The 25,424-nt window shown below is 35.9% G+C and carries 23 protein-coding genes and 1 tRNA gene; 8 read left to right on the top strand and 16 right to left on the bottom strand.

Annotated features, from left to right (window positions below):
* Position 1: 1 nt before the first annotated feature.
* The 5 genes from ispG to ACY651_RS01540 form a co-directional block, all read right to left on the bottom strand.
* A complete protein-coding gene (ispG, locus tag ACY651_RS01560; RefSeq protein WP_462249012.1) occupies positions 2-1,990 on the bottom strand; it encodes a (E)-4-hydroxy-3-methylbut-2-enyl-diphosphate synthase in 1,989 nt (662 codons plus the stop codon).
* A gap of 51 nt (positions 1,991-2,041) precedes the next feature.
* A complete protein-coding gene (locus ACY651_RS01555; protein ID WP_462249010.1) occupies positions 2,042-2,689 on the bottom strand; it encodes a hypothetical protein in 648 nt (215 codons plus the stop codon).
* A gap of 46 nt (positions 2,690-2,735) precedes the next feature.
* Positions 2,736-4,379: a VWA domain-containing protein gene (locus ACY651_RS01550; RefSeq protein WP_462249008.1), complete on the bottom strand. Its 1,644-nt coding sequence runs from the start codon at positions 4,377-4,379 to the stop codon at positions 2,736-2,738.
* Positions 4,380-4,610: 231 nt separating this feature from the next.
* On the bottom strand, positions 4,611-5,453 hold the full coding sequence (gene blaOXA / locus ACY651_RS01545; protein ID WP_462249006.1) for a class D beta-lactamase: 843 nt from the start codon (positions 5,451-5,453) through the stop codon (positions 4,611-4,613).
* A gap of 14 nt (positions 5,454-5,467) precedes the next feature.
* Positions 5,468-6,064, bottom strand: coding sequence for a DUF3109 family protein (locus ACY651_RS01540; protein ID WP_462249004.1), 597 nt, complete (start codon positions 6,062-6,064; stop codon positions 5,468-5,470).
* A gap of 223 nt (positions 6,065-6,287) precedes the next feature.
* Between ACY651_RS01540 and ACY651_RS01535 the strand changes: the two genes are divergently transcribed.
* Together ACY651_RS01535 and ACY651_RS01530 are read left to right on the top strand one after the other, a co-directional pair.
* A complete protein-coding gene (locus ACY651_RS01535; protein ID WP_462249002.1) occupies positions 6,288-6,965 on the top strand; it encodes a DUF2306 domain-containing protein in 678 nt (225 codons plus the stop codon).
* A gap of 43 nt (positions 6,966-7,008) precedes the next feature.
* Complete coding sequence (locus tag ACY651_RS01530; RefSeq protein ID WP_462249000.1) at positions 7,009-7,374, top strand: hypothetical protein; 366 nt, start codon at positions 7,009-7,011, stop codon at positions 7,372-7,374.
* Between the two features lie 4 nt (positions 7,375-7,378).
* Here the strand turns inward: ACY651_RS01530 and gldD are convergent, their stop codons facing one another.
* The 4 genes from gldD to mutY all read right to left on the bottom strand — a co-directional run bounded on the left by gldD (position 7,379) and on the right by mutY (position 11,217).
* Entirely contained in the window at positions 7,379-8,077 is a 699-nt protein-coding gene (gldD, locus tag ACY651_RS01525) for a gliding motility lipoprotein GldD (protein WP_462248998.1), read from the bottom strand.
* Positions 8,078-8,200: 123 nt separating this feature from the next.
* On the bottom strand, positions 8,201-9,541 hold the full coding sequence (gene gldE / locus ACY651_RS01520) for a gliding motility-associated protein GldE (protein ID WP_462248996.1): 1,341 nt from the start codon (positions 9,539-9,541) through the stop codon (positions 8,201-8,203).
* An 81-nt stretch (positions 9,542-9,622) separates the two neighbouring features.
* Positions 9,623-10,054: a single-stranded DNA-binding protein gene (locus tag ACY651_RS01515; RefSeq protein ID WP_462248994.1), complete on the bottom strand. Its 432-nt coding sequence runs from the start codon at positions 10,052-10,054 to the stop codon at positions 9,623-9,625.
* 83 nt (positions 10,055-10,137) lie between these two features.
* Entirely contained in the window at positions 10,138-11,217 is a 1,080-nt protein-coding gene (mutY, locus tag ACY651_RS01510; RefSeq protein ID WP_462248992.1) for an A/G-specific adenine glycosylase, read from the bottom strand.
* A gap of 205 nt (positions 11,218-11,422) precedes the next feature.
* Here mutY and ACY651_RS01505 point away from each other — a divergent pair, with 205 nt between their 5' ends.
* The 3 genes from ACY651_RS01505 to ACY651_RS01495 all read left to right on the top strand — a co-directional run bounded on the left by ACY651_RS01505 (position 11,423) and on the right by ACY651_RS01495 (position 14,476).
* Positions 11,423-11,746: an HU family DNA-binding protein gene (locus tag ACY651_RS01505; protein ID WP_462248990.1), complete on the top strand. Its 324-nt coding sequence runs from the start codon at positions 11,423-11,425 to the stop codon at positions 11,744-11,746.
* A gap of 34 nt (positions 11,747-11,780) precedes the next feature.
* Positions 11,781-12,635 carry a tetratricopeptide repeat protein gene (locus ACY651_RS01500; protein WP_462248988.1) on the top strand — a complete coding sequence of 285 codons (855 nt, stop codon included), beginning with the start codon at positions 11,781-11,783 and terminating at the stop codon, positions 12,633-12,635.
* Between the two features lie 287 nt (positions 12,636-12,922).
* A complete protein-coding gene (locus tag ACY651_RS01495) occupies positions 12,923-14,476 on the top strand; it encodes an Rne/Rng family ribonuclease (RefSeq protein ID WP_462248986.1) in 1,554 nt (517 codons plus the stop codon).
* 5 nt (positions 14,477-14,481) lie between these two features.
* Here the strand turns inward: ACY651_RS01495 and ACY651_RS01490 are convergent, their stop codons facing one another.
* From ACY651_RS01490 to ACY651_RS01470, 5 genes are all read right to left on the bottom strand, one after another.
* Complete coding sequence (locus ACY651_RS01490; RefSeq protein WP_462248984.1) at positions 14,482-15,855, bottom strand: hypothetical protein; 1,374 nt, start codon at positions 15,853-15,855, stop codon at positions 14,482-14,484.
* Positions 15,856-15,990: 135 nt separating this feature from the next.
* Positions 15,991-17,178, bottom strand: a complete 1,188-nt coding sequence (locus ACY651_RS01485) for a pentapeptide repeat-containing protein (RefSeq protein ID WP_462248983.1) — start codon at positions 17,176-17,178, stop codon at positions 15,991-15,993.
* 147 nt (positions 17,179-17,325) lie between these two features.
* A complete protein-coding gene (locus tag ACY651_RS01480) occupies positions 17,326-17,820 on the bottom strand; it encodes a YMGG-like glycine zipper-containing protein (protein ID WP_462248981.1) in 495 nt (164 codons plus the stop codon).
* Between the two features lie 349 nt (positions 17,821-18,169).
* The gene (tig, locus tag ACY651_RS01475; RefSeq protein WP_462248979.1) at positions 18,170-19,534 is read right to left on the bottom strand and encodes a trigger factor; all 1,365 of its coding nucleotides are present in this window, start codon (positions 19,532-19,534) and stop codon (positions 18,170-18,172) included.
* Positions 19,535-19,631: 97 nt separating this feature from the next.
* Positions 19,632-19,713, bottom strand: a tRNA-Leu gene (locus ACY651_RS01470).
* 74 nt (positions 19,714-19,787) lie between these two features.
* Between ACY651_RS01470 and ACY651_RS01465 the strand changes: the two genes are divergently transcribed.
* The 3 genes from ACY651_RS01465 to ACY651_RS01455 all read left to right on the top strand — a co-directional run bounded on the left by ACY651_RS01465 (position 19,788) and on the right by ACY651_RS01455 (position 23,109).
* On the top strand, positions 19,788-22,031 hold the full coding sequence (locus ACY651_RS01465; protein WP_462248977.1) for a RelA/SpoT family protein: 2,244 nt from the start codon (positions 19,788-19,790) through the stop codon (positions 22,029-22,031).
* Positions 22,032-22,210: 179 nt separating this feature from the next.
* A complete protein-coding gene (locus ACY651_RS01460) occupies positions 22,211-22,546 on the top strand; it encodes a hypothetical protein (protein WP_462248975.1) in 336 nt (111 codons plus the stop codon).
* 140 nt (positions 22,547-22,686) lie between these two features.
* Positions 22,687-23,109, top strand: coding sequence for a hypothetical protein (locus ACY651_RS01455; protein WP_462248973.1), 423 nt, complete (start codon positions 22,687-22,689; stop codon positions 23,107-23,109).
* 13 nt (positions 23,110-23,122) lie between these two features.
* Here the strand turns inward: ACY651_RS01455 and ACY651_RS01450 are convergent, their stop codons facing one another.
* Together ACY651_RS01450 and ACY651_RS01445 are read right to left on the bottom strand one after the other, a co-directional pair.
* Positions 23,123-24,262 carry an acyl-CoA dehydrogenase family protein gene (locus ACY651_RS01450; RefSeq protein WP_462248971.1) on the bottom strand — a complete coding sequence of 380 codons (1,140 nt, stop codon included), beginning with the start codon at positions 24,260-24,262 and terminating at the stop codon, positions 23,123-23,125.
* A 135-nt stretch (positions 24,263-24,397) separates the two neighbouring features.
* Entirely contained in the window at positions 24,398-25,366 is a 969-nt protein-coding gene (locus ACY651_RS01445) for a ComEA family DNA-binding protein (protein ID WP_462248969.1), read from the bottom strand.
* Positions 25,367-25,424: the final 58 nt, after the last annotated feature.

Genomic DNA, 25,424 nt, shown 5'->3' with positions numbered 1-25,424 from the left:
CTTAAATAGCAGGGACATTTACCCAAGCCTCATTCTCTTTTAATAAATTTATTAATTCATCTACAGCAATGGCGCTGTCGATATTTCTTTTCACTACTTCTTTACCCTTATACAAAGTTATTTTGCCCACCCCACTGCCCACATAACCAAAATCTGCATCGGCCATTTCGCCGGGGCCATTTACAATGCAACCCATAATAGCAATCTTCACGCCTTTTAAATGATTGGTAACGGCACGAATTTTTGCAGTGGTTTCCTGCAGGTCAAATAAAGTTCTGCCACAACTGGGGCAACTGATGTATTCTGTTTTAGAAATTCTTGTACGGGTGGCCTGTAAAATTCCAAATGCAATGGAATTTAATATTTTTGTTTGCGGAGCAATGGTTTTGTTTCCGTATTGATATCCAAAGCAAACGCCATCGCAAAACCCATCCAGCAATAAACCTCCTGCTTCTATGGAATAGTGAATTAAACTTTCTTCCATTGTTGCATTGTTGCTGTCGCAAATAATTATTACAGGATTTTTTATTTCGTTATACGCCAGCTCCACAAACATTCTGCGAATACTTTGCATGGCATTTTTATTGGTAGAGCTTAAACAAAGTACGGCAGTTTTATCTGCCTTAATTTTTGCAAATAATTTTACCAGTTGCTGATCGGGAGAATTTTCTGAATAACAATCGATCATTACAAAATTAATGTGCGATGATTTTACAATTAAATCATTCAGGTATTCATCTGCATCTAAAATTGGAATATATTTTTCAGAATGTTTGGGATCTTCATTTACCATTAACAGCCAGGTAATATGCGGAAGAATAACTTTTAATGTTCCCGGTAAAGCAAAATCTACCTGAGCTGAAGTATATAAATAATCCGCAGCTGCATCACCAATATTCCATTTATCAGTTGCAGCATCGTAAGTGTAACCAATGCTCTGTAAATCTTCCGGGGTAATTTTTTCGAATTTACTAAAATCTGCAACCACAACCGGTACATGTTTACTGCCGATATTACTTACTTCAAAACTTTCTCTTCTTTTATATTCAAACGGCGAGTAAGGCAAACGTGATGCATTTAAAGTTAAAGCATCCGCAATTGGAGATGCCGCAATAGCTGCATACCGCTTCACAATATCTTTACAAACTGGTATTTCTAATTCAGGATCTTCGGTTAAACTCACCCTTATCGTATCACCAATACCATCTTCTAATAAAGTACCAATACCAATCGCACTTTTTATTCTTCCATCTTCACCGTCGCCAGCTTCGGTTACGCCTAAGTGCAGTGGGTAACATTCGCCAAATTCTTCCAGCATGTGATTGATCAGTAAACGATACGCATGCACCATCACCTGCGGATTACTGCTCTTCATACTTAAAATAATCTGGTGATAATCTTCTGCTCTTGCAATACGCAAAAACTCCATCGCACTTTCCACCATACCCATAGCCGTATCGCCATAGCGGCTCATTATCCTATCGCTTAAGCTGCCATGATTGGTACCAATACGCATAGCAGTACCATGTTCTTTACAAATTAAAACCAATGGCGTAAAGCGTTCTCTTATTCTTTCAATTTCTTCTGCATATTCTGCATCGGTATATTCTATCTGTTCAAATTTTTTCTTATCTACATAATTACCGGGGTTCACCCTCACTTTCTCTACAATTCTTGCTGCAATTTCTGCAGCGTTGGGTGTAAAATGAATATCGGCAACCAATGGTGTATCATAACCACGTTTTCTTAATTCATCTTTTATGTGTTGTAAATTTTCTGCTTCTTTTTTTGACGGTGCTGTAATACGCACCAATTCTGCACCGGCTTCAATACAACGGATGGATTGCTCCACAGTTGCCATTGTATCCATAGTGTCGGTGGTCGTCATGGTTTGTACTCTTATGGGATGATTATTGCCCAATAAAAGATTGCCCACTTTTACTTCTCTTGTTTTAAGACGCTTGTATTCAGTTAAACTTTCGCAGTACATTTTTTAATTATAATGATGATTGCAAAGGTAACAATTTGTAACAGCTAAAGTTTAGTTGCTGAGTTTAGATTTACAACTTTCGCACAACCATTTATTTTCTCCGTCAACCTGCTTAATACTGCCGCCTGCATCTGTCATTAAGCATGCTGGATTACTGGTGCAATGCGGCAGGCCAAGGTTATGCCCCAACTCATGCAATACAACTTTTATTAAACGCTCTTTTAAAAGCGCCGTTGTTTTAGATGCCCGTTGCAAACGGTAAACAGAAATAACACAAACTTTGCCGGGACACATACCTAAACCAAAAATGCCCCAGTCGGTTATTTTTCCGTTAGAAGTAGAAATATCTTTATTGGTTAGTCCTGCAATTGCATCAACATGCTGAGGAAGAATATTTTTTTCGTATTTTAATAAACTATCTGCCCTGTACCGGTTGCGAAGTGGATAAAATGCAAACGAAGGAAGATCTGCTGATTTTAGTGAAACTACTTCGCAATTATAAAAAATTGCTGTTTCATTTTTAACATAGCTTAATAAAGCTTTATCAAAATTGCCATAAGGCAACAGTGCTACTTTAAAATTATTTTTTTGTGATGACGATTTCTTAAAATTTATGGCAGGCGAACTGTTGCAGCTAAATAAAATTGTTACCAGTAAAATATTTGAGAAAACATTAATTACCCGAAGAGAAATTAACATATAAAAAATTATTTATAGCCCGGGTTAACTTTATTGCGGTAAGCTATTACCAATCTTTGTCCGGTTTATTGGGCGAAGAAACATTTACCTTTCTCAATTTATCCTGCAGATTTTTTTCCTGCTGTAATAAAGCTTTCAGTTTTTCTTCTGCATCTTTTTTTGTTATTTTAGAAGGCTTGGGTTGCTGCTTTTGTTCTTCTTTTTTCTTTTGCTGCTCTTTTTGTTTGGGATCTTCCTTAGGTTTTTGCTGTTCTTTTATTTGCTGCAAAGCCTTTTGTAAATTTTGCCTGGCATCTTCATCCTGCGGATTTAATTTTAAAGCTTTTTTATAGGCAGCAATACATTCAGGTATTTTTTTGTTGTTCTGCAACACAACGCCTTTATTATAAAATGCTTTTCCTTTATCATCTTTTACTGTTAAGTTTCCGGAAGCATTATCGTAAGCGTTTACTGCCTCATCAGTTTTTTTATTTTTGTATAATGCATTCCCTAAATTATATTGTGCCGTTGCATTCTCTGGTGTTTTTGTGGTTACTTTTTGATATTCCGTTGCAGCTTTATCAAACTCGTTTTTACTATAAGCCTCATTCCCTTTTTTTATAATTTCTTTTTCGTTTTGTGCAAAAGCGCCAACCGGCAATAAGCAGATGGCCATAAGCAATGAAGTTGCTAATTTAACCGGCACCTGCTTTTTGTTTTTAGTATTTACTCTTTCCGAGATCAACATTTCAATTACAAGCAACAATAAAGACAGCACTAAAAAATACTGGAAAAAACTTTCGTAATTCACCAACGAATCTTCTGTAACCGTCCGCTGATCCATTGTATTTAATTGAGCATCCAATTTTGCCACCACAGCATCTGTATTATTGTAGAGTTGATAAATACCGTTTCCTTTTTCAGCGATGCTCATTAGTTCGGCCTCGTTTAATTTTGTAATTACTACATTTCCTTCATTGTCTTTTTTAGTTTGGTTGGTAGCAGGATCAAAAATTGATGAACCGTCAGGTGAACCAATACCAACAGTATTTATTACTACACCTTCAGCAGCCATTTCTTCTGCAATCTTGGTTGCAGCTTCGTCGTGGTCTTCGCCATCGCTTATTAAAATAACAGATTTATATTTTTTTTCTTTAGTGTTGAAAGATGCGTAACACATTTTTAATGCATCACCAATTACGGTTCCCTGTGTGGGTACAATATCCGGCGTGGCAGAAGATAAATACATTTTTGCTGCGCCATAATCGCCGGTTAGCGGCATTTGTAAATAGGCTTTACCTGCAAAAACAACAATGCCAATTCTGTCGTTACCTAATTTATCAATCAGTTTGCCAATTGCCTGCTTTGCTCTTTCCAACCTCGATGGTTTAACATCCTGCGCCAGCATACTTTTGCTTACATCTAATGCTATCATTACATCAATACCATTACGGGTAACTTTTGCTGCACCCTGCGGCGAACGTAAATTAGCCAGTGCAAAAGCAGCCGATGCAAAAGCCGTAACTATCAAAATAAATTTTATTGCAAAGCGTTGGGCCGAATAATTTTTAATCATTTCTTTCACCAGCCTTTCATCACCAATTTTTTTTATAGTTTTCTTTTTCCAGTTTAATGCCAATAGAAACAGTAATACCAAAATTGGCACGCCTGCTAATGCTAATAAAAATTCTATGTATTGAAAACTAAACATATTATGTTGGCAAATTAATAAATAACTATTGGTGCAAATTGTTAAATCTGTTAATGAACGGAAAAATCATCTAACCCTGGTAAATCTCTATCTCAGGAATATCAAATCCTTTTCGGGCATTACTACCCCGTTTTTTGAATAATGAACGAATAGCGAAAAAAGCAATAATGGCAAGAAGAAAAATAAAAATCACAAAAAGTAGCTTTGCCATTTTTATTTTGAATTAAATCATTATTTCTTCCCCTCAAAAAAACCTAATTGTTTTAAAATACCCATTGTAATATTTTTTCGTACAGCTTTCATATCAATTTCTTCTTTGCCAGCTTTTACAAATGTTACAAAAAAATACACGTGGTTATTCTCTTCAACCCAACCGGTTTGCCAGCCAATATTATTTTTTTGCTCATCAAAACCCCAGCCGGTTTTATAACTCAATTTGTATGCCGCATTATCTTCCTGCAGCATTACACCTTTTACCATTTCATGTACACTTTTTCTAAAAGGTAATTGATCAAAGTATAATCTTTTCATCAAACCCAACTGCTCATCTGGCGAAATTTTTAATGTATTATTCAGCCAGAAAGAATCAATTGGTCCGCTGATATTTTTATTGCCATAACCAATACTGTCTATCCATCTTTTCATAGTATCTTTTCCAATTCTTCTCGCCACTTCCTGGTAATAAGGCACGCTGCTTACTTTAAAAGCCTCGGTCATTCCCATATCTTTATTCCAGTCTTCATTCCATCTTTTAATTCCATCCCATTTAATCATCATGGTGTCGTTGGTAATTACGCCACTTTGCAAACCAATTAAAGAGTTTACAATTTTAAAAGTAGATGCAGGAGAAAAACGCTGCGTATCCAGCTGCATATTATACACAGTAACTTTCCCATCTGCATTATTCAGTAATGTAAAACAGCCATCCACTTTGTTTTCATCAAAATATTTTTTCAGGCTGTTATCAATTTTTGCTTTGTTTACACTGCAGGAAGCGATAAGCAACAGACAACAGGCAACAGGCAACAGGCAATTCGCAATACTAATTTGTTTTTTTAAATAAAATCTCGACATAAATAAAATGTATTTTAAGCCCCTTTAGGGGTTGGGGCATTTATATGTTTTGCAGTTGCATCCAGAGCATCATAAAATTCTTGTCCGAATTTACGCACCAGCGATTCTTTTAAAAAAACATACACTGGCACTTTTAATTTTTTACCCAGGCTGCAGGCAGCTTTGCAATTATCTTCCCGTGGTTCGTAATTAACATAAATATTATTGCTGCGTTTACTCTCCTTAGTAATTACCGGAAACAAATGACAACTGATAGGTTTTTTCCATTCCACTTTTCCATCAAGGTAAGCCTGCTCAATACCACATTTTACAACCCCCTGTTTATCTTTAATGCCGTACACACAAACTTTACTTTCAATTGTGGGTGTTACCCAGCCATACTCTTTATCATAAACATAGCGGCCCTGCTTTTCAATTTCTTTTTTACTTTCTGCATTTAAATACGGCAGCACTTTATCAAATACTTCATTAATTTTTTCAAGTTCAGCTTTTTCAAGCGGTGCACCTGCTTCACCATCTACGCAGCAGGCGCCTTTACATTTACTTAGGTCGCAAACAAATTGCTCGTTCACCACCTGGTCGCTCACTAAAATATTATCTATTGCAATCATGGCGGCAAATTTACAACAAACATGCAGCAAAATTTTTAAAATTATTTGCAATCTGACTATAAGTTCTGTTTAAACATTAGTGCTCCTTTTACTCAAATTCTTCATAACCGCTGACGGGCTTTCACCGCCGTCAGGGTTATTTAAAGGCCTTAACAAATTTGTAACAATAATATTTATGGAGAAATTTTGGTTCGGCTATCCATAACAATTCAAACCAACCTTTATGCATAACAGCCGCCAGCTAACCTTGCAAAGCAGCATCCGTTATTTTTTTGCTGCATTATTCTGGATACCGGTTGTTTTTTTTAGTTTGCTGCTGGTAAAAAATACACTCCCTTATTTTTCATTCAGCCAGAACTTTATTTTTATAGAAGAACGGGCCATGCTGTTTTTAAAACCAGTTTATAAATTCAGTTTTTATACGCACATTTTTGCAGGTATGTTTTGCATCATTGCTGCCCTCACACAATTCTCCACTTATATTTTAAAGAAAAGAAAAGTGATACATATCTGGATGGGGAAAATTTATGTGCTGGTGGTTTTAATAATTGGTGCGCCTACCGGATTGTACATGAGTTTTTTTGCAAAAGGAAGTTTTTGGGAAAGGATGCTGTTTATGTTTATGGCAGTTTATTGGTTTTTCAGCACCGCTAAAGGTTTACAAACCATAAAAGTAAAAAATGTGCTGGCACATAAAAACTGGATGATCCGCAGCTACAGCATGGCAATGACAGCAGTTACGTTTAGAATTTATCATATTTTGTTTGATTACTATGGCGTAGATCATCTGTATAATTACGAAATATCGCTTTGGATAAGTGTGCTGGGTAATATGCTGGTGGCAGAATATTTTATTTTTAGAAAAAGTAAATCTTATTTAAAAACATTTAGCATTAATTAATAAAAATTCTTAAACCAAATTTCCATCATTTAAAACAAAAAACATGAAAGCAATTATTTATGCAGGTATCGGCCTTTTTTCGGCAGCAAGTGTGTATGGTGTTGTTGATTATTACAATACTAAAAGCAATGGTACGTTAGAAAAAATGTACAAAGAAGAAACCCCTTTACAAGAAAGTAAAGAAGAAACAATTACCACAGTACCGCTTACCGAAACGGCAATAAAAAATGAAGCTGTTTCCGATAAAGCATCCGTTGCAAAAGCCAAAACAAAAACTTCCAAAAAAAGTAAAAAAAATAAAATATACGTTCGTGAATTTAAGTTCTCCAATTTTTCCAGGGGGAGAATTGTACCTAAAGTGATTGAAGATGTAAAGCCTGTGGCAGAAGTGAAAAAAGAAAATAAGTAGTTTATTATTTTGTGCTTTTAATTTCTGGCTGAACAGCATTAACTGTTGCTGCAGGCAATTTTTCTGCGCCTGCAGCTTTATTCGTCCAGCGGAAACTGTTTATTATATGTTCAATATCTTTTTGCAAAAAATCCTGCACCGGCCTTAAGGAATCCGCATTGGGTGTTACATCAAAATACAAAGCACCCCTTATAAAATTTTTTGTTGTGTCGCTTAAAAAAAATTGCTTTGCCGTTGCTGCATTGCCGCCCACTTTAAAAAATATACCGGTAATGCCATTGGGCGTATGCATCACGCTGTCTGTAATGGAAGTGGTAATGGCCTGGTTTTTATTGGTAAGATTATAAGCATCATTTACCATGTTGTCGAATTTATTAATGCCAGCCGAATCTTTATAAGTTCCATTTTGCTGTTTTAATTTATAAATGGCTTTGCCGCCAATAATTTTATAACTTAAAAAAACCCTTCCCCCAAACTGTGGAAAATCAATATTTATCCAGTAAGGATTTTCGGGGTTACTGTCGAAGTAAGTACTGTCTTTAATAACTTTTGCATATACAGGATATTCAAAAGTGTAAGGAAAACCTTCCTGCTGAAAATTGGTATATTTTCTTTCAGGAAAATCAATATTGTAATACCCTTTTTTCTTTGATGTATAAGTTGAATTACAGGAAAAAAGCAATACGCAATGGGCAATAGGCAAAAGGTAATAAAGAGTTTGAAGCTGGTGAACAGACTTGAAAAACTGCAAATGTTTTTCATTGAATATTGTACGTAGAGCTCTTAAAGAATATTTAAAATAGAACATTTAATATTTACTGTTTAATTATTCTTCGGTTTGTTTAATGATAACTTTTACTTTATCAATTCTGTTTTTATTTATCTCTAAAGGTAAAAAGGTAAAATCTCCGCTTACTACTTCTTCATTTACCTGTGGAAATTCGCCGGCAATTTCTAAAACCAACCCTGCAAGTGAATCACTGTCGTCCCGTACATTATCAAAAGTATCTACCGGCAAATTCATAGCCTTGCACACATCGTTTATCATTGTTTTGCCCTCAAAAATATAGGTAAAGTCATCTATTTTTTTATTTACACTTTCCTCATCATCAAATTCATCTTTTATATCTCCTATTATTTCTTCCATAATATCTTCCAGCGTTACAATGCCCGATGTGCCGCCAAACTCATCTACCACCACAGCAAAATGGTTTCTGCGGTTACGGAATTCCTGCAATAAATCTTCAATCAATTTTTGTTCGTGTACAAAATAAGGTTGCCGCATCAGTGTATGCCAGTCGAAATTATCGGCTTCGTTTAAGTGCGGCAGTAAATCTTTTGTATGCACCATGCCTACCACCTCATCTAAATTATTTTTATACACCGGCAGGCGGCTGTAATGCAACTCTTCTACTTTTTTTATTGTATTTACAAAGCTGCTGTTAATATCTATGCCACTTACATCCAGCCGTGTACGCATAATTTGCTTAACAGTAGTATCGCCAAATTTTCTTATCCCTTTTAAAATTTGTTTTTCTTCTACTGTTGCTTCGTGGTCGGGCAGCAGATCGATGGCATAATCCAAATGGCTGCTGTCCATTGCAGCGGTGTTATCCGAAGAAAATTTCTTTTCAATACCATCGCTCCATCTAACCATACGTTTGCTAAAGCGGTAAAAAATACTGGTGAATATTTCAACAATTAAAGAAGCGGTTGCAGCAAACCATACTTTATGGTGTGTGGCCCAAATTTTTGGTAATACTTCGGCAAATAAAACCAGCAAAATAGTAACCGCTACAACCTTAATTAAAAAAACGGTTAAAAAGTTAAACTGCATGCCCGTAATCCAGTCATCAATTAAAAGGTTGGAGATTAAAATAATGCCAATGTTTACAAAACTATTGGCAATCAGCATGGAAGCTAGCAGCGTTTTTGGATGTTCCAGCAAATTAACTATACGCCGGTATGCAGGCTGCTGCTTGGTTTTAAGTAGGTTAATATCTTTAAACGTTAGTGAGAAAAAAGCAACTTCGGAACCGGCTACTAAAAATGAAATAATAAAAAGTAAGATAGCCAGAAAGATAAGCACGGCATTAGCCGCAAGAGTAATTGCCAATAATGTTAATGGAAAATAATTAATAAAACCGGTAACCGAATGATAATCCAAAATAAAATATTTAAGTCAACAATTGTAAAGTTATATTCATCAACTTTACTTATTAAAATCTAAACAAAAAGTTTATTTTTTTTAAAATGGTAAACGTTCTGTACCATCATCAATTGGCGGAATATCGGCACCGCTAATTCCTTCCATACCTTCAATGCCTGCCGCCGGGTGAGTGCCGTCGCTTCTTTTCTCCAGCATAATTAAATTATCCCCAACCACTTCAGTTGCAAATTTTTTATTGCCATCTTTATCTTCCCAGCTACGGGTTTTTAAACGGCCTTCGATATAAACAAGGCTGCCTTTGTGTAAATATTTTTGAGCCAGATCGGCTAGGCCACGCCACAACACCACTGTATGCCATTCTGTTTGCGAAATTAATTTACCACTTCTGTCTTTAAAAGTTTCGGTGGTTGCTAAAGAAAATTTAGCAACCCCAATATTGCCTTCCAAAAATTGTATGTCCGGGTCTTTACCCAGGTTGCCAATTAACATTACCCTGTTTACGCCTCTCATAAAATTTTATTTTGCCCCTTATCCCTTAAAGAGAAAAGGATTTTTAAAATTGATTTAATACTGTCTAAGTATCAGGTTTAGTGCTATAACAAATTTAAAGATACATTTTTATCTTTCAAATAGGTTGTTATGAATTTGGGGAAAGGTAAGCTGGCTAACTCCTTTTGCGAAACGGATTGATACCCTTCTATTTCAACTTTATTTTTTAATTTTATTTTAATAAACTGGCCATGTATAGTTTGATGTGTTAACTTTTGGCTATAGAGTTTTGATATGGTTTCAATGTTATAAGTGCCTTTTTTAAACAGCTTTTTAAAAGCAGGTAGTTTTTCCAATCGTACAGCATCTGTTGCTGCTGTAGCTTCTACCAAAACAAATTCGTACAGGTTTTCCCATATATCTTTTGTACCACGTTTACGCACATATACTTTGCTATTATGTTCTATAATAAAATAAAAAAGCCATCTTGTTTTTTGTGGTACCTTTTTTTCTTTTACCGGTAAAACATTTACTAATCCTTTTAAATATGCGCCACAACTGCTTTGCAGCGCACATTGCTTACATAAAGGCAACTTTGGTTTACATATTACAGCACCAAAATCCATTAGCGCCTGGTTATAAATACCGGGTTGTTTTTTATCTAATAATTCCTGTGCAAGTGCAGTAAATATTTTTTTTCCTTCTGTACTGTCAATTGCAGTATCATCATTAAAAAAACGTGATAAAACCCTGAACACATTTCCGTCAACCACTGCATAGGGCAAATTATATGCAAAAGATGCAATGGCTGCAGCTGTATAAGGACCAACACCTTGCAGTTTTAAAATATTATCATAATTATCAGGAAATTTACCTTTCTTTTCTTTAGCAATAAATTTTGCAGTAGCTATTAAATTTTTGCACCGTGTATAATATCCCAGCCCTTCCCAAAGTTTAAAAACTTTTGTTTCGGGTGCTTTAGCTAATTTATTAATATCAGGAAAAGCAGCTACAAAACGATTATAATAATCCCAGCCCTGCTCTACCCTTGTCTGTTGCAAAATAATTTCGCTTAACCATATTTTATAAGGATCTTTTTCTCCCTTCCAGGGCATTGGCCGGTTATTGGATGTATTGTTCCACTTCAAAAGGGCAGTCGTAAAAAAAAATTTTTGAGAAATCATATCCGCAAATGTCAATTTTATAAAGTTGTTATCACAAAATATTTATAGATATCAAATAAAGCAGATGCAGTTAATAATCAACAGGTTAATACCTTTTTTGGAAAAGGTGAATATATTTGTGCAAGACAAAGTAGTTGATAATCACCATCTTATTTGGAATTTTCAACCTTTTTTTGTATTTTTCTTACAGAAACATAAACCTATTATGAGAAAAGCAGACCTTATCAACCAAATTTCCGACAAAACAGGCATCCCGAAAGTAGATGTTTTAGTAACCCTTGAAACAATGTTTAAAGAAGTAAAGAAATCTTTATCTTCTGGCGAAAATATTTATATAAGAGGTTTCGGCAGTTTTATTATAAAAAAACGTGCTGCCAAAATTGGCCGCAACATTAAAAAAAATATTGCGGTGGAAATACCGGAGCATTTTATACCCGCCTTTAAACCTGCCAAAGAATTTATGCAGGAAATAAAATCTTCTAAAAACATTAAAGAGCCAGCCGAAAACCACGATGAAGGCGAAGACTAATGTACCTTTGTCCCGAAAATAACGGGGGAATTTTATGAATAAACAATTATTACTTGGTGCAACAGGATTAATTTTAGTTGCAGGCCTTTTCTTTTTTGGAAGAACAATTTCAAAAAAAACTACAGTTGCCAATACATCTGCCGAAGCAAAAACAGCGGCTCCTGCATTTAATATTACCCAATATATAACCGAAGCAAAACAAAAACTCACTGCTTCGCAGGTACTTACACTTGGCAAATTAGAGAATAGTGTAACCCGTGGTGATGTACTTAACCAGCAAATTGCAGCCAATAATCAGCTTGCTAATTTTTGGAAAGACAGTGCCCGTGCTTTTGAACCTTATATATATTATTTATCGGCCGCTGCTAAGTTGGATAAGTCAGAAAAAAACCTCACCTTTGCTGCCCAATTAATTTTGGATAACCTGAGAGCAGAACAGGATGCCGCTAAATTAGATTGGAAAACAGAACAGGCGATAGAGTTATTTGAACAGGCTATTACTTTAAATCCCGAAAGCGACGATTTAAAAATTGGATTAGGCAGTTGCTACATTTATGGCAAAGGCCGCACAGGAAAGCCCGAAGAAACTATGAAAGGCATTCAGCAATTGCTGGCTGTTGTTAGAAAAGATTCTTTAAATATGAAGGCTCAATTGGTTTTAGGTGTGGGTGGATATGTATCAGGGCAATACGACAAAGCAATTGACCGTTTAACTAAAGTAGTAAAAGCCGAACCCAATAATTTAGAAGCCATAGCATTTTTAGCCGATGCTTATGCAAATAAAGGAGATAAAACCGAAGCCATTAAATGGTACATGGAAATGAAAAGGGTTGCCAACAATCCTGAATACAGTAAAGAGATAGAAGTGCGGATAAAGCATTTGCAATAAAAGAACACAACGAATTAAACATATTATTTTAAACACAAAAAAGACTAGTTATGCCTTGTGGTAAAAAGAGAAAGCGTCATAAAATTGCAACACACAAGCGTAAAAAACGTTTAAGAAAGAACCGTCATAAGAAAAAATAATTAATTTTTCTTACGGTGTCCCGATTCCCCATCGGGACACAATTTATCTGTATGCAGTACAGTTTTTGTCGCTTAATTGATAGTGCCTTTATTGTATGCAGGTATATTCCCTTTCCATGATGTAACGGTCTTATCAAAAATTTACGCTTGACCAAGGAACTTATTATTAATGCTGCGCCGCAGGGGGTAGAGATTGCACTGCTGGAAGATAAAAGACTGGTAGAGCTGCACAGTGAAAAAACTGATGCCAGCTTTGGCGTGGGTGACCTCTATCTTGGTAAAGTAAAAAAATTAATCCCTGGTTTAAATGCCGCATTTGTTGATGTAGGTTTTGAAAAAGACGCCTTTCTTCATTACACCGATCTTAGTCCTTACGTTCGTTCCATTTTAAAATTTACAACCGAAGCTATTAACGATAAAAGCGAAACAGGTTTTGATTTTGCTAAATTTAAAGTAGAACCTGAAATTGTAAAGACAGGAAAGATTACAGAAATACTAAGTGGCCGCCCCAACATTTTAGTGCAAATTTTAAAAGAACCAATTGCAGCCAAAGGCCCACGCCTTAGTTGCGAATTATCTTTGCCCGGCCGTTTTGTGGTAGTTACTCCTTTTAATGATATTGTTGCTGTTTCCCGTAAAATACACTCGTCGGACGAAAGAAAAAGATTACAAAAAATTATAGAAGCTATTAAGCCCAAAAATTTAGGTGTAATTGTGCGTACTGCTGCCGAAGGAAAACACACGGCTGAATTACATGAAGACCTTTTAAGTTTGATTGCCACCTGGAAATCGATACAAACCAATTTAAAAAGCGCCGCACCTCCGGCAAGAATTTTAAATGAGCTGGGTAAAACCACCAGTATATTAAGAGATTTATTGAGTGAAGATTTTAATAAGATAGTTGTAAACGATAAAACAATTTTTGCAGATACTAAAACCTACATTCAGCGCATTGCACCTGATAAAGCAGATATTGTTTCTTACTACAATAACGGCTCCCCTATTTTTGACAGTTTTGGTATTACCAAACAGGTAAAAGCTGCTTTTGGAAAAACGGTTAACCTGCCCAGTGGTGCATATTTAATTGTAGAGCATACTGAAGCGTTGCATGTAATTGATGTAAACAGTGGTTACAAAAGTGTAAGCAATAACCAGGAGCAAAATGCTTTGGAAACAAATTTAGAAGCTGCTGAAGAAATAGCAAGACAATTACGCCTTAGAGATTTAGGCGGCATTATTGTAGTTGACTTTATTGATATGAAGTTGATGGAGAACAAGAAAAAGCTTGCTGATGCGATGGAAGGTTTTATGCGTAGCGACAGGGCAAAACATGCAGTGCTGGCTATAAGTAAATTTGGGTTAATGCAAATTACCCGCCAGCGTATGAAGCCGGAAATGACTATTAACACTACAGAAATTTGCCCCAGCTGCGAAGGCACCGGCAAAATTTCTTCTACATTAATATTGGAAGATGAGATAGAAAAGAACTTGAACTACCTCATTATGCAAAAGCATAAAGGATTAACTGTAGAAGTACATCCTATACTATACGCTTACCTTACCAAAGGCATTTTCTTTAACTCCAAGCTGAGTAAATGGAAACGCAAATTCAAACAAAAAATTAAGCTTAAGCAAAATACTAATTACCACCTTACCGAGTTTCATTTTTTTGATGACAGTGATGAGGAGATAAAGCTGTAGGGAAATTATATCCTCACATTCTTACCAAATATTATATTCATTTCTTCTGCAGAGATATTTTTAAAGTCAAGCTTTACAGGTTTATTTTTTTGAATTATAAATTCTTCTTTGCAGTGAAAAAGCTGCCCGTTGTTTTTTGTGAATGCAATTAAAGTAATTGATTCGCCTTCGGGTAATTTTGACAAGATGTACTGTTGCGTTTTTTCTTTCCCCAATTTTCCACTCATCATCCCATTAAAAGATTTGTAGATAATAAAGTATTCAATAACGGGAGCATTAAATGTAATGGGCAGTTCAAGAGGCACTTCTGTATTTTTTTGGTTGTCATAAAATCTGTCGCAGTTTATCCATCCTAATTTAGTAACCGAAGAAGGTGAGTAATATTTTTGCAACCGGCCAGTAAGTGAATTTTCTTCATTTGCTTTTTCCCACGCCTCATCATATTTTTTATTAGCAATATCATGCTGAATTTTTATTATTCTCTCCTTTGCAAGCGAATCTTTTTCTGCTTCTAAATCTTCACACGAAATAACCCTGTATTTTTTCCAACTAATTGTTCTGTAACGATGTTCGCCTAAAAAACAACCTTTGTAATACGTATCTCTCCAATCAATATAAAGCGAATCAATATTTTTATCGATACCTTTTTTTTGTAAAATGTCCACCATCTCTTTTACTGTTATCTGCTTACCGTTAAAAATCACCTTACTGTTTAGCGAATCGTACAAATGGTATTTACTGTAATAAGGCTTCCAGGCTGCAGTGTCTGGATAAGGCGGATTATAATCAGCAAAATTTTGAGCAGTATTAAATACAAGCGGTTGTTCTGCTTTTAGCCAGTTCATACTTCCTTCATTATTTCTGTTGCCATAAAATAACTCCATCTCATTATTTTTTAATTTTGGAAATTCCATATTTAAAATTTTACCTTCTTTAATTTTTAATTTTTGTCCGTTACATTCCATACCAATAAAATAACTTCCTCCCGAAGCAAGTAATCTCCCATTACTTACAGTTGCGGCATTGCTCTTAAATAAATCTTCGCTGGTGGTTAATTCAATTATGCTAACATTTATTTTTCCATCAACAGCATTGCCGTCTTCTTTTTGCAATGCCGCCGGGTTAACTGTTACCCTTAGCCCTTTCTTAGCAGTTAAAACAGAAATTTTATGTGGCGGTGCTGTAAATGTTTGTGTAACATTTTCTGTAAAAGCTTTGCTGTACCCAGAAAGATCAATGACTGCATCGGGCTGCACTAGTACAGTGTCTGAAATTGTTGCTGCCACTGCCCCGGCAGTGTTTTTTACTTTTTTATTGTTACAGGAAAATAATATAAAAGTGCAAAGCACAAACGAAAGATAAACCCGTTGAGTTAGCATGGCTGGTTTGTTTTAAAATTATGAATGGGGAGGGAACAACCACACAACGGAGGGAATAAAATTTATCTTATAATTGCAGTGCTAAGAATTTGTTAAACGAAAAACAGGGTAGATATTATAGTTGTTGCTTTTAAATCATTGATTTTTTATTTTTTCTTTAATAATTGGTAGGGGTGCTGCTGCCGGTTCTGAAGGTTTATTAAACCACTTTTCGTAATGCTCTTTAATACTGCTTAAACGGGAGCCTGATATTTTTGTAGTTTCTAAATAACTTGCAAAGTCGCTGTTAGTTAAACTGGTAACAGCATTTATAAATACAGGCGGAATGCCTGAAAATTCGCATTGATACATACTAACAGGGTTAATGCCCGTTACCTTATTATCGAAAGTGCAATCGATAAAACTGCAACCTAAAAAACAAACATCATCCATTTGTATGTTGCAAAATTTTACGTTTCTAAAACTTGATCCGTGAAAAGTGGTTTTAATAATTTTGCCGTTACTCAACTCCATATCCTCGTAAATGCTACTGCTAAAAATGGCATCATTAATATACACATTATCCAGTTTTACCTGCTGCAGCAATGCCTGGCTAAATGCAGATTTTTTTACAGAGCAGTTGTGGATAGCTATATTTCTAAAAGTGCAGTAATTAAAATCGTTGGCAACAAAATTTACACTAATATTATTAAACTGCCTGCTGGTGGCACTGCTTAATATCATTCCAATAGTATCTGCAATTACCTGTTTGTGCCACATCAGGCGGTAATCATTCAAATCTTTAACTGTATTGTATTCATTCCATTTTTCAGTAACCCTTTTTTTAATATCAACCGCAAGCCCGATCACTTTTGTTTCATCGTCTTTATGTTTTATTTGCTCTGCATAATCTTTTTCTACTTTACCTAATATGTCTTTTAAATCGGCAGCCCGTTGACCAATGCCATATGTTTGCAAAAAATAATTGTAGTTTATTTCAATCAATCTCTGAATAATATAATTCAATTCTGCCGGATTATTTCTTTCAATCATACTTACCAACTGGCTTCCAATTGCATTGCAAACATTATAATCCAGTTCGGTATATAACCTGTTTATTAATACGTCCTGAGTAATGCGGCGCATTTGTGGCGACTTTTTAAACGTAACCAGGTTGGCAATAGATGCCAGTACTTCTTCTTTTGAGGCTGAGTAAAGGCTCTTTATATTCTCGCTGTATTGAATTGATCTCCGCTGGTTAAGAAATTGCCAGTAACCAAATAAACCTGTTGCCAATACAGGTATCAAGGCAGCTATAATGCCCAGCATATCTTTTGCATCCATAACAGTTGTAATTTATTATTAGTAAAATACAACTTCCATAAACTTTTGTCAATACCATAAAGTGGGTATAAAATTTTATTGCTGTTTCATCTAATAAAAATGCCCCCGAAAATCCGGAGGCATTTAATTTTATTTGTACAGCACTACTTAATTAGTAGCTGCCTTTCTTGCTTTTTGTCTTGCAACACGGCCACTTTTTCTATCTTTAGATCTGCCAATTGCATATCCACCAGCACCTCCTATAACACCACCAATCACCGCACCTTTAGCTTTATTTTTGCTTAAGATCGCTCCCAATACTGCACCAGAACCTGCACCTATTGCTGTACCTTTTGCTGCATCACTCCAGCCTTTTTCCTTGGCTGGAACTGTGCTTGTGCCCTGGTTTGAAGTATTTGAATTACCGTTGTTAGAAGAACCTGCATTAGTACCGCTATTTGTTCTTCTTCTTGCCGGGGTTACACCTGCATTATTATTTGTGTTAACGTTTGCATTGTTTTTTGAAACATCTGTAGAGCCATTACTTAGCGACAAGCCAGTTGTATCTACCAGCACCATGTTTTTATTGGCATCTAAAGTAGATTTGCTTTTACAAGCAACAAATACAGTTACTACGGTAGCAATTAAAATGATCTTTTTCATAAAATTTGTTTTAGTTTTTAGTATTCCCTTCAGCTAATTTTTAAAACTGATGGTGGGTTTTATTTTAAAATTGTATTTAAATACACGATTTGGGTAAAATTCTCCTCTTTATATGCTATCACCCTTTACTATTGGGCAGGTTTCATTTAATTTTTCAGCCTGCCTTCAACACCATTATAACAATACCATGCCAAACTCTGTAAACAATCTATACTTTTATTAACTCCAGCTTAAATTAAATTTTTTTAATAAATGTACGGGCTGGAATTACAGTAATAAAAATCCCGATTACCATTGTAACCGGGATAAATATTTAAACACGTTAATTTATTTTAACAACCTTATCTTATTAGTGATGATGATTATGCATCATGCCATTTAATTCCTCGCCAGTTACTTCTTTTTCTTTTGACTTTGCCTGGGTTTCTATCCAGCTAAATAATTTATCTGTAATTAAACGGCGATAGCTGCTATCCACCTGCTTTTCATCTTTCATCATTCGGTCGATATAGCTCTCGATCCAGCTGGTATCATCACCCATACTCATGGCACCAAAGTATTTCATTATTTCCGCCTTCATACTATCCCTTAATTCTTCGTTGGTAACCTGCAGTTTATTTTCCTGTATTAATTTATCGCTTATTAAAGTCCATTTTAACTGGTTGATAAAACCAGGGAATTCGGCTTCAGCTTCTTCTGCAGTTTTAGGTTTTTCGCCTCCGGTTTGCAACCAGCGCTTTAAAAAATCTGCAGGAAATTCCATTTTTGTTTCATCAATTAAATAATGATACAATTGATCTTGCATTTGATTACGGCTTTGTGCATCCCAATATTGTTGTATTTCTTCTTTAATAGCAACCTTTAATTCATCTTCGTTTTTAATATCTTTTGCAGGATAAATTTCTTTAAAAAAATCTTCGTTCAATTCTCTTTTTTCAACTAAACCAATCTTTACAATTTCAAGATTAAAATATTTTTTTGCGGCGGCGGCATCATCTTTTTCAAAACCCAAATCCTGCACTATCATTGCCAGTTTATCTTCGTCAAAAGCTTTGCTTAATTGTACGGTTACAACTTCGCCAACTTTTTTACCCATAAATTTTTTCTGCGTAGCGGCAGTTAAATATTTAAGTATTACCGAATTTTCTTTTGTTACCCCTTCTACAGCATTACCCTCTTTATCGCTTTCCTTAAATAAAATGTTTAAAACATTTTCTTCGTTATTTACCGTTTCAGGCTCTGTCATTTTACCGCCTTTAATTTGCATCCGGTTTATTTCTTCCTCCACCATTGCATCGGTAGCTTTTACTTTATGCAGGGTAATTTTTGCTTTGCTGATTTCAGCCAAAGAATAATCAGGCTTCAATCCCATTTCAAAACCAAATTCATAATCAGCCGGATTATTAATATCCATTTTAGCTACATCGTTGGTTAATGGCAAAGGCTGAGCGAAAATTTCTGGCTTTTCGGCATTCAGGTAATTATATAATTCTTTTTCTACAGTTTTAATAACCTCATCGGTAAAAATAGAACCGCCGTACATTTTTTTAATCATGCCTGCTGGTACCATTCCTTTTCTAAAACCGGGGATATTTGCGTTTTTGCTGTACTCCTTTAATTTTTTATCAAAAGAAGGAAAATAATCATCCTTACTAACTTTTACAATTAGTTTATCGTGCAATAAACCAATGTTTTCTCTTACTACTGTAGCCATTTCTTAATGTTAATTAGTTAAATTGTTTATTGGTTAATTAGTTGTAGCATTCACGCTTGAATACCAATTAACTAATTAACCAATTAACTTGAAAAAGTCCGGATGATAGGGGTCGAACCTACATGGATTGCTCCGCCAGATCCTAAGTCTGGTGCGTCTGCCAATTTCGCCACATCCGGTTAAGGGGTGCAAAAGTAAGGGATTTCTGTAAAAAATAGAAACAGAATTGTTTTCCGTAAATTCGTTCTAACAGATGGAAACTATAACAGACATACCGAAATACAACCTCACTGAAGAAGAAGAAAAAAAAGAGATTCTGCGGCAGTACCGTGGCCTGCTCCGTGTTTTAAAACCTAAATTAAAATCCGGCGATAAGGAGCTGGTTCGTACGGCTTTTGAAATGTCGGTAGAGGCACATAAAACCATGCGGCGCAAAAGCGGCGAGCCTTATATTTTACATCCGCTGGCTGTGGCTAAAATTTGTGTAGAAGAAATAGGCCTGGGCGTACGCAGCACTATTTGTGCATTACTGCACGACACAGTGGAAGATACTGACATTACCCTTGACGATATTAAAAGAGAATTTGGAAACGAGATTGCAAAAATTGTAGACGGCCTCACCAAAATAAGCACGGTGATGGACACCAACACCACCCAGCAGGCTGAAAATTTTAAAAAGATCTTACTAACGCTTACCGATGACCCAAGAGTAATTTTATTAAAGCTTTCCGACCGCCTGCATAATATGCGTACGCTGGACAGCATGAAACGGGAGAAGCAATTAAAGATAAGCAGCGAAACCGTTTACGTTTATGCCCCACTGGCACACCGCATGGGTTTATACAATATTAAAACCGAAATGGAAGACCTGGCCATGAAATATATGGAGCCGGATACTTACCGTTACATTGCTCAAAAATTAAACGATACCAAAAGAGAACGTACCAAATACATCAACGATTTTATAAGGCCTTTAAAAGAAAAATTAGAGAAAGCTGATTTTGATTTTGAAATTTATGGCCGCCCAAAAAGCATACATTCCATCTGGACAAAAATAAAAAAGAAAGGCGTAAGCTTTGAAGAAGTGTATGATTTATTTGCCATACGCATTTTGGTAAACGCTTCTCTTGAAAAAGAAAAAGAAGAATGCTGGAAAGTGTACAGCATAATTACTGATGAATACAATCCATCCCCTGAACGTTTAAGAGACTGGCTGAGCAACCCCAAAAGCAATGGATACGAAGCCTTGCACACCACCGTAATGGGGCCTCAGGGTAAATGGGTAGAAGTGCAGATACGTACCAAACGCATGAATGAAATTGCTGAAAAAGGTTTGGCTGCACACTGGAAATATAAAGAAGGTAAAGATGACGAAAGCCGCTTTGATAAATGGTTTCAGCAAATACGGGAAGCACTGGGCAACCAGGATACTAACTCCCTGGATTTTTTACAGGATTTTAAAACCTCTTTTCTTGCAGAGGAAATTTATGTATATACACCTAAAGGAGAAATAAGGATGTTGCCTACAGGTGCAACAGCACTTGACTTTGCTTTTAGTGTACACACCGCAGTTGGCAGCAGGTGCATTGGTGCAAAAGTGAATCATAAATTGGTGCCTATTGGCACTAAACTACGCAGCGGCGACCAGATAGAAATTATTACCAGCGCCAAACAAAAGCCCAATCAAGAATGGCTGAACCTTGTGGTAACCACCAAAGCCAAAACAAAAATTAAAGACACTTTAAAAGAAGAAAAAAGAAAAGTTGCAGAAGATGGTAAATACATTCTGCAAAAAAAACTGGAAGCCATTGGCGGTATGATGACGCAGCATAACATGGAAGAGCTGGCTTCGTTTTACAAACTCAATTCTTCGCTTGATTTATTATATGAAATTGCCATAAAAAAAATTGACCTTAAAGAATTAAAAGATTTTACGGCATCCGGCGACAGGTTATTTTTACCCAAACCGGTAAAACATGAGCATGAAGAAAAACATGATGCAGATACACACGCTAAACTGCATGCTAAAAAAGATAAGGATGCCGAACTTATTATTTTTGGCGAAAGCAGCGATAAAATTCAATATACTTTAGCCAACTGCTGCAAACCCATACCAGGCGATGATGTATTTGGTTTTGTAACCACCGGCGAAGGATTAAAAATTCACCGAACCAATTGCCCCAATGCCACAAGGTTATTATCTAATTACGGTCACCGTGTGGTAAAAACAAAATGGGCAAAAAATAAAGAAATATCTTTTTTAACCGGGTTGAAAATTATTGGTGTAGATGATGTGGGTGTTATTCATAAAATTACCAACCTCATCAGTGGCGAAATGAAATTTAATATTTCGGCAATGACTATAGAAGCTGCCGAAGGAATTTTTAGAGGTAACATAAAAATATTTGTACATGATAAAGATGAGCTGGATGAATTAGTAGAGCGGTTGGTGGCGCTGCCGGGTATTGAGAGGGTGGACAGATATGATACAGAATAGACGACGGATTTGGAGCCTGAATATCTAACTCCTTTTTGTTATAACCACTAACCCCTCATAATAATCTGTGGTCTGTGGTCCATCGTCCATGATCTATTTAACATTAGCTTTACTTGTGGTGCAACCAATTTATTAAAAAACACATCATCTTTGTATATCAAAATTTAAAACTGAAAATTATGCAGGAATTAATTAACCGCCTTACCGCCAAAGCTGGTATTACTACGGAGCAGGCTGCTAAAAGCCTTGAAACCATTAAAGAATTTGTAAAAGAAAAATTTCCCATGCTGGGTGGTGCTGTTGACAATATGTTTGCTGCTACTCCTGAAAGCGTTGCCGCAGCCGCACCAGTTGCTGAAGCACCAAGTATGATGGATAAAATTAGTGATGTAATACCCGGCCAGGCTGGCGAAAAAGTAGAAGAGTTTGCAAAAAATGCAGCCCACAAAGCCGAAGAAGTTTTTGACAATGTAAAAGATAAATTGAGTGGAATGTTTGGTGGAGATAAAAAATAATTTCCCTGGAAACTAATAGTAAAGCCATCTCGTTATTGGGGTGGCTTTTTAGTTTAGTCGGTATATGTGTATGTAGTAAAAAAAATAAATTTATTAAAGCAACGGAAGGTCGATTAGTATTGTCAACTCTTAAAAACTATATGCGGCTAATTAGTTTTACTTTAATGTTGGTATTTTTCTTTTCATGTAATAAAAATAAGCATGAGGCGGAGAGTTCATTTAAAGGAGTTTGGATAGAAACAACACTTCGTTTAGATACGCTAAATTTTGAAACTAATAAACTAATTGACAAGGGTTCAGGCTACTCAATGGTTGCCTTTAATTCAAATACTTATATGGATACTGTTCTAAATCCAAACTACCCAATAAATCATTCTACTTCATACGATTATTATTTTGATGATACTATGAACAAGATTTATATGAGGGACATTTTAAGCTCTTACAATGGATTTCCTGTACATAGCTTTACACTTGCTGCTGATAAATTAAGATTTACAATAAGTAAATTTTATTTACGCAGATCTTTGCCGGCAATTATTGAATTTGAAAAAATAAAATGAGTGGCTATTAATCTTACTTCAACACCTCCCTGCTTATCACCAATTTCTGTATCTCACTTGTGCCCTCGCCAATTGTACACAACTTACTATCCCTGTAAAATTTTTCTACCGGAAAATCTTTGGTGTAACCATAACCGCCAAAAATTTGTACCGCATCTGTACTAACTTTTACGGCCACTTCGCTGGCATAATATTTTGCCATGGCCGCTTCTTTCGTCATAGGCAGGCCATTATTTTTTAAATAGCAGGCCTGATCAATTAATAATTCGGCGGCGGCAATTTCTGTAGCCATATCTGCCAGTTTAAAACTTATGCCCTGAAAGTTTGCAATAGGCTGATCGAACTGGTAACGCTCTTTGGAATATTGCACAGATGCCTCGTAAGCTCCTTTTGCAATACCCAGACTTAATGCAGCAATAGAAATCCGTCCACCATCTAAAACTTTCATGCTTTGCTTAAAGCCTGCGCCTGCATTACCGAGGCGGTTTGCATCAGGTATGCGGCAATTATCAAAGATCATTTCGGCAGTTTCGCTTGCCCTCATCCCTAACTTATTTTCTTTTTTACCTGCGCTAAAACCAGGTGTACCACGTTCTACCACAAACGCAGTTGAATTATCTTTTGCTCTTGGCTCGCCGGTACGGCAAACTACAACCGCCACATCACCACTTTTTCCGTGGGTGATCCAGCATTTGGTGCCGTTTAATATCCAGTCGTTACCATCTTTTACAGCCGTAGTTTTCATGTTGCCTGCATCGCTGCCGGTATTGGCTTCTGTTAAACCCCATGCCCCTAAAAATTCTGCTGTTGCTAATTTGGGGAGATATTTTTTCTTTTGTTCTTCATTACCAAATGCTAAAATATGGCCGGTACACAATGAATTATGTGCAGCTAATGATAACCCAATAGATCCACAAACTTTTGCTATTTCCTGTATTACCACATTGTATTCAAAATAACCCATGCCACTGCCGCCATATTGCTCCGGCACAAAAACTCCCATCAAACCCAGCTTTCCCATTTCTTTAAAAATATGCAGGGGAAATTCCTGGCTTTCGTCCCATTCCATTAAGTGGGGCTTAATATATTGTACCGCAAAATCTTTGGCAGTTTGTGCGACTTGCTGTGTTAGTTCACTTTGCTGAAAATTCATAATGTATCTAATCTTTGAGCAGCAAATTTATGGCATTTTACCACTATCCCCTAAAGAGGAACAGCAACTTTTAAAAATAAAGTGTATTTCATATTTGTACACTTCAATTTAATTAGCACAATTCATGAAAAATTATTACTGAATGGTAAGATATGGCGCCACTTTATTAAACACTTCGTCAGTAACCATCATTATCTTTTTAATATCTGCAACAGTCGCAAAATTACCATGCTGCGTTCTGTATTGCACAATGGCATTGGCGATATTATAGCGAATGTAAGGATGGGTTTTCATTTCTTCAACAGTGGCGGAGTTAAGGTTAAATTGTTTTATTGAGGCGTTGCTGATATTTAACCTTGATTTTATTTTTTGAAAAGTTGAATCTGGCAAACCAAATGTTTCTGCCACCTGTTCTGCTTTATAAAAGCCGCCCAGTTTATTCCTGAAATTAATGATGCGTTGTGCCAGTTTGCTGCCAATACCAGGCAGTGCAATAAATGCAGTTGTATCTCCACTATTTACATCAACAGTTGAAATGGTGTATTTTGGTTTATCAAAAATTTTCGTTTCAGAGGTTTTTTGTTCGTAATTTTTTTGAGGGTAATTATTTTCTTTTTGTGCAATGTTGATGTAAGGTAGCAGTCGTTCTATTTCATCAGGATGCAATCCCCAAATTTTACCAATATCTTCAGCCTTATAAAAATGACCGCCTTTTGATAAATAGTTTTGAATGGTGGCAATAGTTTTTTCTCTAACGCCCAACCTTTGCCAATCTGCAGCAGTTGCAGTATTGGGATCAAAATAAAAAAGTTCTCCCTTAAAACTTTTATTGCGGTAATTTTTTTCGGCTGGCTGATAATAATTTTGGTAATTATCTTCATCAAAATTATTTTTTGTAAACCGGTTGGTGCTGTCGGGTTGTTTTATTTTAAGCGATTCAATTTCATTTTTAAAAGCAGCGCCATCTGCTGGTGTTGTTGTAATAAAAAAAGGGTACAGAAAAGGTAAAACAGTACATAACAAAATTAATACCAGCAGTACAATAGTGCCGGTGCGTTCTTTTTTGGTGAAAGTAAAATAGGAGGAAATTATTTGTTTCCACATAAGCAACTGAATTAAATACAAAATAGGGGTTGTAATTAACCCAAACAATACCCTAAAG

The organism is Ferruginibacter sp., from assembly GCF_031391665.1.
Classification (GTDB): domain Bacteria; phylum Bacteroidota; class Bacteroidia; order Chitinophagales; family Chitinophagaceae; genus Ferruginibacter.
This window is presented reverse-complemented; position numbering and strand designations above follow the sequence as displayed.